General features: G+C 74.4%; 13 protein-coding genes. 9 read left to right on the forward strand and 4 right to left on the reverse strand.

What is annotated here, in order from left to right:
- The first annotated feature begins 4 nt into the window (after positions 1-4).
- The 3 genes from E4U91_RS14640 (at position 5) to E4U91_RS14650 (ending at position 4,283) form a co-directional block, all read left to right on the forward strand.
- Complete coding sequence (locus E4U91_RS14640) at positions 5-523, forward strand: P-loop NTPase family protein (protein ID WP_137310822.1); 519 nt, start codon at positions 5-7, stop codon at positions 521-523.
- Between the two features lie 246 nt (positions 524-769).
- Positions 770-2,395, forward strand: a complete 1,626-nt coding sequence (locus E4U91_RS14645) for a penicillin-binding transpeptidase domain-containing protein (protein WP_137307269.1) — start codon at positions 770-772, stop codon at positions 2,393-2,395.
- Between the two features lie 217 nt (positions 2,396-2,612).
- Entirely contained in the window at positions 2,613-4,283 is a 1,671-nt protein-coding gene (locus E4U91_RS14650) for a penicillin-binding transpeptidase domain-containing protein (protein WP_137307270.1), read from the forward strand.
- Positions 4,284-4,293: 10 nt separating this feature from the next.
- Here the strand turns inward: E4U91_RS14650 and E4U91_RS14655 are convergent, their stop codons facing one another.
- Positions 4,294-4,644, reverse strand: coding sequence for an SsgA family sporulation/cell division regulator (locus E4U91_RS14655; RefSeq protein WP_137307271.1), 351 nt, complete (start codon positions 4,642-4,644; stop codon positions 4,294-4,296).
- A gap of 142 nt (positions 4,645-4,786) precedes the next feature.
- Between E4U91_RS14655 and E4U91_RS14660 the strand changes: the two genes are divergently transcribed.
- The 4 genes from E4U91_RS14660 to E4U91_RS14675 all read left to right on the forward strand — a co-directional run bounded on the left by E4U91_RS14660 (position 4,787) and on the right by E4U91_RS14675 (position 8,617).
- Positions 4,787-5,860 carry an energy-coupling factor ABC transporter permease gene (locus E4U91_RS14660; RefSeq protein WP_137307272.1) on the forward strand — a complete coding sequence of 358 codons (1,074 nt, stop codon included), beginning with the start codon at positions 4,787-4,789 and terminating at the stop codon, positions 5,858-5,860.
- Position 5,861: 1 nt separating this feature from the next.
- Positions 5,862-6,623 (forward strand): cobalt ECF transporter T component CbiQ, encoded by a 762-nt coding sequence (gene cbiQ, locus E4U91_RS14665; RefSeq protein ID WP_137307273.1) that lies wholly within the window; start codon positions 5,862-5,864, stop codon positions 6,621-6,623.
- The gene (locus E4U91_RS14670) at positions 6,611-7,369 is read left to right on the forward strand and encodes an energy-coupling factor ABC transporter ATP-binding protein (RefSeq protein WP_137307274.1); all 759 of its coding nucleotides are present in this window, start codon (positions 6,611-6,613) and stop codon (positions 7,367-7,369) included. The genes cbiQ and E4U91_RS14670 overlap by 13 nt, the downstream gene beginning before the upstream one ends.
- 84 nt (positions 7,370-7,453) lie before the next feature.
- Positions 7,454-8,617 carry a serine hydrolase domain-containing protein gene (locus E4U91_RS14675; protein ID WP_137310823.1) on the forward strand — a complete coding sequence of 388 codons (1,164 nt, stop codon included), beginning with the start codon at positions 7,454-7,456 and terminating at the stop codon, positions 8,615-8,617.
- A gap of 54 nt (positions 8,618-8,671) precedes the next feature.
- On the opposite strand, the gene E4U91_RS14680 is transcribed toward E4U91_RS14675, so the two are convergent.
- Positions 8,672-8,947: a DUF1876 domain-containing protein gene (locus tag E4U91_RS14680; RefSeq protein ID WP_137307275.1), complete on the reverse strand. Its 276-nt coding sequence runs from the start codon at positions 8,945-8,947 to the stop codon at positions 8,672-8,674.
- Between the two features lie 88 nt (positions 8,948-9,035).
- On the opposite strand from E4U91_RS14680, the gene E4U91_RS14685 reads away from it, so the two are divergent.
- Together E4U91_RS14685 and E4U91_RS14690 are read left to right on the forward strand one after the other, a co-directional pair.
- Positions 9,036-10,064: a permease gene (locus E4U91_RS14685; RefSeq protein ID WP_137307276.1), complete on the forward strand. Its 1,029-nt coding sequence runs from the start codon at positions 9,036-9,038 to the stop codon at positions 10,062-10,064.
- Positions 10,061-10,834, forward strand: a complete 774-nt coding sequence (locus tag E4U91_RS14690) for a TIGR03943 family putative permease subunit (RefSeq protein WP_137307277.1) — start codon at positions 10,061-10,063, stop codon at positions 10,832-10,834. The genes E4U91_RS14685 and E4U91_RS14690 overlap by 4 nt, the downstream gene beginning before the upstream one ends.
- Before the next feature lie 15 nt (positions 10,835-10,849).
- On the opposite strand, the gene E4U91_RS14695 is transcribed toward E4U91_RS14690, so the two are convergent.
- Positions 10,850-11,695, reverse strand: a complete 846-nt coding sequence (locus tag E4U91_RS14695; protein ID WP_137307278.1) for a DMT family transporter — start codon at positions 11,693-11,695, stop codon at positions 10,850-10,852.
- Positions 11,692-12,186 (reverse strand): YbaK/EbsC family protein, encoded by a 495-nt coding sequence (locus tag E4U91_RS14700; RefSeq protein ID WP_137307279.1) that lies wholly within the window; start codon positions 12,184-12,186, stop codon positions 11,692-11,694. Before E4U91_RS14700 ends, E4U91_RS14695 begins: the two co-directional genes overlap by 4 nt.
- Positions 12,187-12,295 lie beyond the last annotated feature (109 nt).

Genomic DNA, 12,295 nt, shown 5'->3' on the forward strand with positions numbered 1-12,295 from the left:
GCCCTTGCAGCGCGTCCTGGTCGTCGGGGTCACCGGTGCCGGGAAGTCCACGCTCGCCCGGGATCTCGGGCGGCGGCTCGGGCTGAGGTACCTGGAGATGGACGCGCTGTACTTCGCCGGGCCCGGGTGGGCCGTGAACGAGCGGCTGGTGGAGGACGTGGCGGGGCTGGCGGAGGGGCCCCGCTGGGTCGTCGACTCGCTCGGGTACCCCGAGGTGCGCGACCTGTTGTGGGAGCGGGCCGACACCGTGGTCTGGCTGGACTACCCCCGGCGCGTCGTCATGCCCCGGGTGCTGCGCCGCTCGCTGCGGCGGACCGTCACCCGCGAGGAGCTCTTCGGCGGCAACCGGGAGACCTGGCGGGACTGGCTGAGCCGCGAGCACCCCGCGTGGTGGGCCTGGTCGCAGTTCACGACGCGGCGCCGGGAGATCGAGCGCCGGCTGCGCGACCCCCGGTTCGCCCCGCTCCACGCCGTCCGCCTCGGTCGCCCCCGCGACGCCGCGGCCTGGCTCGCGTCGCTCTGAGCCACGCCGCTGACGCCCGAGCCGTTCACGTACGTGACCGTGACCTGGTGTCCGATTCACGTGTCTGATTCACGCCGGTGACCCCGGTTTGCCGTCCGCCTTCGGACAAGTTCACCGGACCAGGGGTCACAACGGGCCCTCCCTCCGCATACAGTGCGACCACGGCCGCCCTTTCTGAACGTGTTCGAAACGGGCACATGGGGCGGCTCGAACGGGGACCACGGGGAAACGGGGAAGGGGCACGGCATGCGCAAGGGGGTCAAGGCGGCGATCGTCGGTTCGGTGCTCGCCGTCATGGTGGGCGGGGCCGGCTACGGCGGCTACAGCATGCTCTCCGCGCTGAGCGCGGACAGCGGCACGGCAGCGGGCGGGCCCGCGCCCGTGCGGACCGGACCACCGAGCGGCGACGAGGTGAAGGACACCACGCGGGCGTTCTTCGCCGCCTGGGCCAAGGGCGACGCGGCCGGGGCCGCGGCGCTCACCAACAACGCCGAACGCGCCGGGTCGCTGCTCACCGCCTACACCGGGGAGGCCCACATCACGGGCGTCCGCATCACCCCGGGCAAGGCCACCGGGGCGACCGTCCCGTACAGCGTCGAGGCAACGGTGTCGTACGGCGGGAAGTCCGCGCCGCTGGCCTACCGGAGCCGGCTGACGGTGGTCCGGGGCGTCACCACCGGCAAGGCGCTCGTCGACTGGCAGCCCTCGGTCGTCCACCCGGCGCTCAAGAGCATGGACGACACCCTGGTGACCGGCGCGTCGGCGGCGGCGCCGATCGAGGCCGTGGACCGCCACGGCACGGTCCTGACGAAGGAGCAGTACCCCTCCCTGGGCCCGGTCCTGGATGAGCTGCGCGACAAGTACGGCGACCGCGCGGGCGGTTCGGCCGGCGTCGAACTGGCGGTGCGGCACGCCGACGCGAGCGCCGCCGACACTCCGGTGCTCACCCTCGCCGAGGGGCGGGCCGGGAAGCTGCGGACCACGCTGGACGCGGGGCTGCAGGCGGCGGCCGAGCGGGCGGTGCAGTCGTACGCCGAGTCGTCCGTGGTCGCCGTCCAGCCCAGCAGCGGCGACGTGCTGGCGGTCGCCAACCACCGCACCGACGGCTTCAACGCCGCGTTCCTCGGCCGGGTCGCCCCGGGGTCCACCCTGAAGATCGTCAGCGCGGCCACCCTCATCGACAACGGCATCACCAGCGCCGACGGCCCCGCGCCCTGCCCCGAAGAGGCCGTCTGGCAGAGCCAGACCTTCCACAACCTCAAGGACCTGAAGCCCGACGAGGGCGCCACCCTCGCCGACAGCTTCGCCCGCTCCTGCAACACGGCGTTCGTGAAGTTCGCCGACGAGGTGCGGGTCGACTCCCTCACGAACGAGGCAGCGGACCGCTTCGGGATCGGCCTGGACTGGAAGACCGGCATCCCGTCCTTCGACGGCTCGGTCCCCGCCTCCGGCGGCCCCGACACCGCGGCCGCCCTGATCGGGCAGGGCCAGGTGCAGCTGAACCCGCTGAACCTGGCCTCGATCACGGCGACCGCGATGACGGGCAGCTTCCGCCAGCCGGTCATCGTGCCGCGCGGCCTCGACGACCGCGCCCTCGCCCGCGCCCGGGGGCTGTCGTCCGGCACCGTGCAGCAGCTGCGCGCCATGATGCACCGCACCGCGACCAGCGGAACCGCCGCCGAGGTGATGTCCGCGGTGCGGGGTGACATCGGCGCGAAGACCGGCTCCGCGGAGGTCGACGGGCAGGCCCGCTCCGACAGCTGGTTCACCGGCTACCGGAACGACGTCGCCGCCGCGGCCATGGCCCAGGACGCCGGCCACGGTGTCGACGCGGCCGGCCCCATCGTCGCGTCGGTCCTGCGCGCCGGCTGAGCCGTCGCCGGACGCCCGGCGCACGAGCCGGACCCCGCCGGGCGTCCGGCGCCACCCCCGCGTGTCACAACCCCGCTACGAGCGGGTGGCTGACGTCACAGACCGGTCACCCGCGTGGCACGGGACCCTAGGCTGGTCGCCGTCGTTGGGGTGCATGAGGGCAACGAGGGCACGGGGCACGGGGAGTCCCCCTGGGGAGCGCGGAGGAACACGGGTCGTGGGCAAGAGAAGGCGCGTCGCCGAGCGACGGACGAAGAACCCTGCCGTCATCGGCGGGATGGCCGCCGTGGTCGTCGTCGGCACCGGCTTCGGCGTCTACGCGCTCTACGGCGGTGGCGCCTCGGCCGACAGCCGGTCCACCGCCACGGCCGCCGCGAAGCCGAAGATCAAAACGGGCCCCCCGTCGGCGGCCGAGGTCACCGCCACCGCGACCACGTTCCTCACCTCCTGGCAGCAGGGCCGGGTCGACCGGGCCGCCGCCGCCACCGACGACACCGCCGCGGCCACCGCCCTGCTCACCGGCTGGACCAAGGACGCCCACGTCACCGGCGCCACCCTCACCCCCGGCACCCCCACCGGCACCAAGGTCCCCTTCTCGGTGAAGGGCACGGTGACGTACAAGGGCGTCAGCAAGCCGCTGGCCTACGACAGCGCCCTGACCGTCGTCCGCGACACCACCGACGGCACGCCGCGCGTCGACTGGCACGCCTCCGTCGTCCACCCGGACCTCGCCGACGGCGACACCCTGGTGACCGGCGCGTCCGGCACCCCGCCGGTGACGGCGCTCGACCGCCAGGGCGGTGAGATCACCGAGGCGAAGTACCCCTCCCTCGGCACGGTCCTGGACGGGCTGCGCGAGAAGTACGGCAAGACGGCCGGCGGCAAGGCGGGCGTCGAGCTGCGCGTGGTGCGCGGCAAGGAGTCGAAGGCGAAGAAGTCCTCCGACAAGACGCTGCTGGAGCTCAGCAAGGGCACGCCGGGCACCGTGCGGACGACGCTCAGCCCGACGCTCCAGGCCGCCGCCGAGCGCCAGGTGGCGAACCGCCCGCGCGCCTCGGTCGTCGTCACGCGCGTGTCCACCGGTGAGGTCCTCGCGGTCGCCAACAGCGGCCACGGCTTCAACACCGCGTTCCAGGGCTCCCTGGCGCCCGGCTCCACCATGAAGGTCATCACCTCGTCGCTGCTCATCGAGAAGGACCTGGCGTCGGCGGACAAGGTGCACCCGTGCCCGAAGACGTTCCGCTACGGCGGCTGGACGTTCCACAACGACGACGACTTCGAGATCAAGAAGGGCACCTTCAAGGCGAGCTTCGCGCGCTCCTGCAACACCGCCTTCATCAGCCAGGCCGGCGAGCTCGACGACGACAGCCTGACCCAGCAGGCCCAGCAGGTGTTCGGCCTGTCGCTGAACAACTGGTCGGTCGGCGTGCCCACCTTCGACGGCTCGGTGCCCGTGCAGTCGGCGGCCCAGAAGGCGGCCTCGCTGATCGGGCAGGGCGGGGTGCGGATGAACCCGCTGAACATGGCGTCGGTGGCCGCGACGGTGAAGTCCGGCTCGTTCCACCAGCCGTACCTGGTCTCCCCCGAGGCCGACGGCCGCACCCTGGCCACCGCCTCGCGCACCATGTCCCCGGCCACGCTCGGGCAGCTGCGCGAGCTGATGCGCTACACGGCGGCGTACGGCACGGCGGCGCAGGCCATGTCGGGGCTCGGGCCCGACTACGGCGCGAAGACGGGCTCGGCGGAGGTCGACGGGCAGGCGAAGCCCAACGGCTGGTTCACCGCGTACCGGGGCGACCTGGCGGCCGCGGGCGTGGTCCAGGCGGGCGGCCACGGCGGCGACACGGCGGGTCCGATCGTGGCGTCCCTGCTGCGGCTGGGCGGCTGAGCCGCACCGCTCAGCCCGCGACGGGCTCGGCGGTGTAGGTGCGGCGCAGGAAGCGGGTCAGCGCCTTGGTCTCGAACTGCACGACCGAGACGCCCTGGGCCGAGTGGAACTCGACGATCGCCTGCACCCGGCCGCACGGCCACACCCGCACCTGACCGCTGCTGACCGGGGCGTCCAGGCCCTGTTCGAGCAAGGCGCGGGAGAACGTCCACTCGTGCGGGCCGGGCAGGCCGACGCGGACCGAGCGGGGGTCGGCGTCCGGGTCGTAGCGCAGGACGACCGGGACCGCTCCGAGGTCCACTTGCAGCTGGTCGGCGTCCGTGAGGATCCGGGCTCGTGCGTACTGCTCGACTACGGACATCGGACGGCCCCTTCACACTCGGTGACCTCTGTGGAAGCTGTGCATCCACCCCCTCACCAATGTCCCATATTTTCCGTTTTATGCCTTCGGGCGATGAGATCGCTCTTGCAAGGGGTTTGCAACAAGGCTCTATCATCGAACGGTGCACGTACCCGACGGATTCATCAACGCCCCGACGTCCGCCGTGACCGCCGTGGTCGCCGCCGGCGCCATCGCCGTGAGCCTGCGCGGCGCGCGCCGCGAACTCGACGAGCGGACCGCCCCGTTGGCCGGTCTCGTCGCGGCCTTCATCTTCGCCGTGCAGATGCTGAACTTCCCCGTCGCGGCGGGAACCAGCGGCCACCTGCTCGGCGGCGCGCTCGCCGCGATCCTGGTGGGCCCCTGTACGGGGGTCCTGTGCGTCTCCGTCGTCCTGCTGATGCAGGGCATCCTGTTCGCCGACGGCGGGCTGACCGCGCTCGGCGTGAACATCACCGACATGGCGATCGTGACCACGGTCGTCTCCTACGCCCTCTTCCGCGCGCTGGTGAAGGTCCTGCCGCGCGGCCGCCGTTCGGTCACCGTGGCGTCGTTCGTGGCCGCGCTGGTCTCCGTACCGGCCGCGGCGGTCGCGTTCACCGTGATCTACGCGATCGGCGGCACCACCGACGTGTCGATCGGCAAGGTCGCCACCGCGATGATCGGCGTGCACGTGCTGATCGGGATCGGCGAGGCCGTGATCACCGCCCTGACCGTGGGCGCCGTGATCGCCGTACGGCCCGACCTGGTGCACGGGGCGCGCGGGCTGGAGCAGCGGCTGAAGCTGCGGGTGAACGGCGAGCTCGTCGACGCGCCGTCGGCCCCGGCCGCCGCGGCGCCCGTCGCGGCGCGCACCTCGCGGCGCACACTCTGGGTGTCCGGCCTGGTCACCTCGCTGGTGCTGGCCGGCTTCGTCAGCTACTACGCCTCCTCCTCCCCCGACGGCCTGGAGAAGGTCGCCGCCGACCACGGCATCGACCGCAAGGCCGAGCAGCACACCAACGCCGACTCCCCGCTCGCCGACTACGGCGTCAAGGACGTCCAGGACGCCCGGCTGTCCGGCGGGCTGGCGGGCGTCATCGGCGTCGGGGTGACCGTCGTGGCCGGCAGCGCCGTCTTCTGGACCCTGCGGCGCCGCCGAGCGGCCGACGACGTGTCGCCCGCCTCGACGACCGGAACCACCGTGGAGAACGTCTGACATGGGCGCCGGGCACGCGCACCGGCTGTACCGGCACGGGCACTCGCCCGTGCACGCCCTGCCGCCACACACCAAGCTCGCCGCCGCGTTCGCCTTCGTGGTGGTCGTGGTGTCGACACCGCGCGAGGCGATGTGGGCGTTCGCCCTGTACGCCGGGCTGCTCGCGCTCGTCGCCCGCCACGCGCGCGTGCCCGCCGCCTTCCTGCTGCGGCGGCTGCTGATCGAGGTGCCGTTCGTCGCGTTCGCGGTGCTCATGCCGTTCGTGGCGGAGGGCGAGCGGGTCGACGTCCTCGGGGTGTCGCTGAGCGTCAACGGCCTGTGGGGCGCCTGGAACGTGCTCGCCAAGGGCACCCTCGGCGTCGCCGCGTCGGTGCTGCTGGCGGCCACCACCGAACTGCGCGAACTGCTGCTCGGGCTGCAGCGGCTGAAGCTCCCGCCGCTGCTCGTGCAGATCGCCTCCTTCATGATCCGCTACGGCGACGTGATCACCGACGAGATGCGGCGCATGCGGATCGCGCGCGAGTCCCGCGGCTTCGAGGCCCGGGGCGTACGGCACTGGGGCGTGCTCGCCAAGTCGGCGGGCGCGCTGTTCATCCGCTCCTACGAACGCGGCGAGCGCGTGCACCTGGCCATGGTCAGCCGCGGCTACGCCGGATCCATGCCGGTGATCGACGAGGTGACCGCGTCCCGGGCGCAGTGGTCGCACGCCCTCGCCCTGCCGTGCGCCGCCCTCGTCGTGTGTCTGCTGGGATGGACCCTGTGACTGCTTCCCTGGAGGTCTCCGGCCTCGCCTTCGCCTACCCCGACGGCCACCAGGCCCTGTTCGGCGTGGACTTCTCGATCGCGCGCGGCGAGCGCGTCGCGCTGCTCGGCCCGAACGGCGCCGGCAAGACGACCCTCGTGCTGCACCTCAACGGCATCCTGTCCGGCGGCACCGGCTCGGTGACCGTCGCCGGACTGCCCGTCGGCAAGCAGCACATGGCCGAGATCCGCCGCAAGGTCGGCATCGTCTTCCAGGACCCCGACGACCAGCTCTTCATGCCGACGGTGCGCGAGGACGTCGCCTTCGGGCCCGCGGCGGCCGGCATCAAGGGCGCCGCGCTGGAGGAGCGGGTCGACCGGGCGCTCGCCCAGGTCGGCATGGCGGAGTTCAAGGACCGTCCGCCGCACCACCTGTCCTTCGGCCAGCGGCGCCGGGTCGCCGTCGCGACCGTGCTGGCGATGGAGCCGGAGATCCTGGTCCTGGACGAGCCGTCGTCCAACCTCGACCCGGCCTCCCGGCGCGAACTCGCCGACATCCTGCGCGCGTTGGACGTGACCGTGCTGATGGTCACCCACGACCTGCCCTACGCGCTCGAACTGTGCCCGCGCGCGCTGGTCCTGAGCGACGGCGTGATCGCGGCCGACGGCCCGACCGCCGAACTCCTCGGCGACGACGCCCTGATGCGCGCCCACCGCCTGGAGCTGCCGTTCGGCTTCGACCCGAGGTCCGTGACCACGGGCGCGTGACCCGCCGCACCCAGGAATCCCAGGGCCCTCGCAGGCGTTACCCGCAGGGTCGAAGGTGAGCCGAGAGGACGGTCGGGCGTGGACGTGCAGGTGAACGGTGCGGTGGCCGAGGGCTTCGAGCCGGTCGGGGAGGCGTTCGCCGCCAACTTCCGCACCCTCGGGGAGCGCGGCGCGGCGCTCGCCGTCTACCGGGACGGTCACCGGGTGGTCGACCTGTGGGGCGGCACCCGCGACATCGACGGCACGCTGCCGTGGGAGCGGGGCACCGCGCAGATCGTGCGCTCCGCGACCAAGGGCGTGGTCTCCGCCGCCCTCCTGCTGCTGCACCAGCGCGGCGAGCTGGACCTGGACGCCCCGGTGCGGACGTACTGGCCCGAGTACAAGGCCGCCGGCAAGGAGCACACACGCGTGCGCGACCTGCTCGCCCACCGGGCGGGCGTGCCCGTGCTGGACCGGCCGCTGACCCCCGCCGAGGCCGCCGACCCCGACCTCGCGGCCGCCGCCGTCGCCGCCCAGGCGCCCGTCTGGGAGCCCGGCACCGCGCACGGCTACCACGCCCAGACCTTCAGCTGGCTCACCGGCGAGCTGGTGCGCCGCGTCACCGGGCGCTCCGCCGGCGCCTGGATCGCCGAGCACCTCGCCGGGCCGGCCGCCGCCGACTTCTGGCTCGGGCTGCCCGCCGCCGAGGCGCACCGCGTCGGACGGGTCGGACGGCTCCAGGCGCCCGAGCCGGCCGGCGCCCTGCGCGTCCGCCCCAAGCGGGCCGTCGCCGACGCCTACGCCGACCCCAACTCCCTGACCCGGCGCGCCTTCGCCGCGATCACCCCGCTGCCCGACGAGAACGACCCCGCCTACCGCGCGGCCGTCCTGCCCGCCTCCAACGGCATCGCCACCGCCGACGGCCTGGCCCGGGTCTACGCCGCACTGATCGGCGAGGTGGACGGCGGGACGCGGCTGTTCACGCCGGACACCGTGGAGCTGGCACGGGGCGAGCGGTCGGCCGGGCCCGACCGGGTGCTCGTGGTCCCGACCCGCTTCGGCCTCGGACCCATGCTGCACGGCACCGCCTCGCCGCTGCTGTCCCCCGGCTCCTTCGGCCACCCCGGCCGCGGCGGCGCCCTCGGCTTCGCCGATCCGGAGTCGGGCATCGCGTTCGGCTACGTGACCAACGGCTTCCGCTCCAGCGTGACGGCGGACCCCCGGGCCCAGGCGCTGGTGCGGGCGGTGCGCACGGCGCTCGCCGGCTGACCCCGGGCCACAGGGAGACCCGTCCCGCGCGGCTCAGAACCCGCCCCGCGCGACTCAGACGTGGATCGGGTGCGACGTGCGGCCCGACGCCGAGTCGATCTCGCCGTGCGCCTTGGTCAGCAGCTGCATGGCGATCTCGTTGAGCGCCCGGGCGCCCGCGATCTCCTCGCCGGTGCGCGGCTGGTCGGCGTCGGTGTCGTGGCGGGTGGCGTGTCCGTGGCCGCGGACCTCGGTGCCGTCGGGCAGCCGCACCAGCGCCACCGCCCGTGTGTGCCGGCCGTCCTCCAGGAACTCCAGCTCGACGTGCCATCCCACTGCGGTGTGCATCATGACGACCACCTCCACGAGACCTGTTTCCAGGGTGCTCCTCGGGACCTGCCGACGCACGCGACCGCGGGCCCGCTATGTTGATGCGGCCATGCACAGCACAGACCAGCTCACGCAGCAGCCGCCGGCCACCGTCCCGGACGGGGACGCCGTCCGCGCGCGGGAGTGGCCCCGGCACTGGCCGCTCCTGCTGCTGGGCGCCGCCCTGCTGCCCGGGACCGCGCTGGTCGTCGTGGGCCGGTGGATGGACGCGCCCGCCGTCCTGGCGTGGCGGACGGTGTGCCTCGCGGTCTGCGTGCAGGCGCTGCCCTTCCTCCTCCTCGGCACGGCGCTCTCCGGCGCGATCAACGCCTTCGTGCCCGCCTCGGTGTTCCAGCGGGTGCTGCCCCGGCGCGGGGCGCTCGCCGTGCCCGTCGCCGGAGTGGCCGGAGTGGTGCTGCCGGGGTGCGAGTGCGCGTCGGTGCCGGTCGCCAGGAGCCTGATCGGACGCGGGGTGACCCCGGCGGCCGCGTTCGCGTTCCTGCTGTCCGCCCCGGCCGTCAACCCGATCGTCCTCACCGCCACCGCCGTCGCCTTCCCGGGCCGCCCGGAGATGGTGCTGGCCCGGCTGGTGGCCTCCCTGGCCGCCGCCTGCGCCATGGGCTGGCTGTGGCTGTGGCTCGGCAAGGAGGAGTGGCTGCGCCCGTCCGTGCGGCACACCGGGCACCGGCCGGGGCACAGCCGCTGGGCGGAGTTCCGGGCCGGCTTCCAGCACGACCTGCTGCACGCGGGCGGGTTCCTGGTGGTGGGCGCGATGGCCGCGGCCACCTTCAACGTCGCCGTCCCGCGGTCCGTGCTCGACACCTTCGCCGGGTCGGCCTGGCTGTCGGTGCTGTTCCTGGCGGCGCTCGCCGTGCTGCTGGCGGTGTGCTCGGAGGCGGACGCCTTCGTGGCGGCCTCGCTGTCCGGTTTCTCGCCGGTGGCGCGGCTGACGTTCATGGTGGTCGGGCCGATGGTCGACCTGAAGCTGATCGCGCTGCAGACGGGCACCTTCGGGCGGGCCTTCGCGGTCCGCTTCTCCAGCGCCACGGCGGTGGTCGCGGTGGCGTGCAGCGCGCTGGTCGGGGGGATCCTGCTGTGAGACGTCCCGTGCAGGCGCTGCTGCTCGCCCTCAGCGGCCTCGGCCTGCTCCGGGCGACGCTCCTCTCCGACCTGTACCTGCGCTACGTCAAGGAGGGCATGCGCCCGCTGCTGGTGGTGTCCGGCGTGGTGCTGCTGGCCCTCGGGGCGGCGGAGGGCTGGTCGTACGCGGCCCGGCTGCGGCGTGCCCCGGCGGCCGACGGCTCCCCCGCCCCTCCCGGGGACACCCCAGACCACGGGCACGACCATGGGCACGGCCCGCCGTGGGTCGCCTGGCTGCTCTTCCTGCCCGCGCTCAGCCTGCTGTTCTGGGCGCCGCCCGCCCTCGGCGCCTACACCGCCTCCCGCGAGACGCCCCAGGCCGTCCCCGTCACGGACCAGGACGACTTCGACCCGCTGCCCGCGACCTCCCCGCTGCCGCTCACGCTCGGCGACTTCACGCGGCGGGTGCAGCAGGACCGGTCACGGGCCGTCCAGGGCCGTACGGTGCTGATGGCCGGGTTCGTCACGCCCGACGGCAGCGGCGACGGCTGGTACCTGACCCGGCTGATCCTCAACTGCTGTGCCGCGGACGCCCAGTCGGTGAAGGTGCGCGTCCACGGCGTGGCGGCGCCGAAGGCCGACACCTGGGTCGCGGTCACCGGGACCTGGCACCCGTCCGGGACCCTGGGCACCTCCTCCGCGGAGGCGGGCCTGGACGCCCGTACGGTCGAGCGCATCGCCCGCCCGTCCAACGGCTACACGGACGGCCCGCCGCTCGTCACCCGGTGAACCCGCCGCCGCGCGTCACCCGGTGTGCAGCATCAGCCCGATGCCCACGACCAGGAGGCCCGCCGCGGCGATCCGGGGCGCGCCGAAGCGCTCCTTGAAGAACACCGCCCCGATGACCGCCCCGACCAGGATCGACGACTCGCGCAGCGCGGAGACCGGGGCCAGGTCGGCGCGGGTCTGCGCCCACAGGACGAGGCCGTAGGCGCCCACCGACAGCACGGCCCCGAGCAGGCCGAGCGCGGCGAAGGGGCGCAGGCGCGCGGCGGTCCCCCCGCGCCAGCGGGAGCACGCCCAGGCCGGCAGCACCACGCCCTGGACCGCCATCAGCCAGGCGATGTACCCGAGGGACGAGCCGGACGCGCGCACGCCCAGCCCGTCGACGACCGTGTACGCGGCGATGGTGAGGCCGGTCGCCAGGGCCGCGCCGACCGCGGCCCGGTCCGGCCGGCGCCCGCGCAGCCCCCACAGGGCCACGCCGGTCAGGCCCAGGCAGCACAGGGCGATGCCGGTGGCGCCCCAGGCGTCCGGGACCTCGTGCGCGACGAGCGCGGCCGACGCGGTGACCAGCAGCGGCGCGGAGCCGCGGGCGATGGGGTAGGCCTGCCCGAAGTCGCCGAGCCGGAACGAGCGCATGAGCAGCGCGTAGTAGACGACGTGGATGCCCGCCGAGCCGAGCAGGTACGGCCACGCCCCGGCCGCCGGGACCGCGGTGAACGGCGCGAGGGCGAGCCCGATGAGGGCGCCGCCGCCCGCGATCAGGGTGAAGCCGACGAGTTTGTCGGTGATGCGGTGGGCGATCGCGTTCCAGAGCGCGTGGGTGACCGCCGCGAGCAGGACCGCGCTGGTGACCAGCGGGGTCACGCGGTCCGCTCGCGCACGTCCGCCAGGGTGGCGCCGGCGTGCGCGACCAGCTCCCGCGGGGCCAGGGGGAAGACGGTGTGCGGGTCGCCGGCCGCGGCCCAGACGACGTCGTGCGCGAGGAGGCCGCGGTCGGCCAGGACCCGGGTCGCGGTGCGGTGCCCGAACGGCGGTACGCCGCCGATGGCGTACCCGGTGGTCTCCCGGACGAGGGCCGCGTCGGCGCGGGTGACGGCGTCGGCGCCGAGTTCCTTGCGGACGAGGTCGACGTCGACGCGGGAGGCGCCGTCCATGAGGACCAGGACGGGCACCCCGTCGGCGGCGAAGATCAGCGACTTGCAGATCTGGCTCAGCTCGCACCCGATCGCGGCGGCGGCCTCGGCGGCGGTGCGCGTGGCGTCGGGGAAGCGGCGGACCTGGGCGTTCAGCGCGTCGAGCCCCATCCGGCGCAGGGCCTCGGCGAAGAGGGGGTGGGCTGCGTCTGGCGTCGTCATGGGCGGCACGCTAGCGGCAGGCGCGGGGCGCGGGCGAACGAGTCGACGTGCGGCGGGGGCCGGCCCCCGTGAGGCCGGCCCCCGTCCTGTGGGCCGGTGAGGGCGCCCC

Origin of the sequence: Streptomyces lasalocidi (genome assembly GCF_005280215.1) — a bacterium.
Classification (GTDB): domain Bacteria; phylum Actinomycetota; class Actinomycetes; order Streptomycetales; family Streptomycetaceae; genus Streptomyces; species Streptomyces longwoodensis.

Coding starts and splice junctions, on each gene's coding strand:
- E4U91_RS14655 (WP_137307271.1), bottom strand. CDS start 4,644: ATGTCCGTAGTCGAGCAGTACGCACGAGCCCGGATCCTCACGGACGCC.
- E4U91_RS14700 (WP_137307279.1), bottom strand. CDS start 12,186: ATGACGACGCCAGACGCAGCCCACCCCCTCTTCGCCGAGGCCCTGCGC.
- E4U91_RS14645 (WP_137307269.1), top strand. CDS start 770: ATGCGCAAGGGGGTCAAGGCGGCGATCGTCGGTTCGGTGCTCGCCGTC.
- E4U91_RS14685 (WP_137307276.1), top strand. CDS start 9,036: ATGCACAGCACAGACCAGCTCACGCAGCAGCCGCCGGCCACCGTCCCG.
- cbiQ (WP_137307273.1), top strand. CDS start 5,862: ATGGGCGCCGGGCACGCGCACCGGCTGTACCGGCACGGGCACTCGCCC.
- E4U91_RS14680 (WP_137307275.1), bottom strand. CDS start 8,947: ATGATGCACACCGCAGTGGGATGGCACGTCGAGCTGGAGTTCCTGGAG.
- E4U91_RS14670 (WP_137307274.1), top strand. CDS start 6,611: ATGGACCCTGTGACTGCTTCCCTGGAGGTCTCCGGCCTCGCCTTCGCC.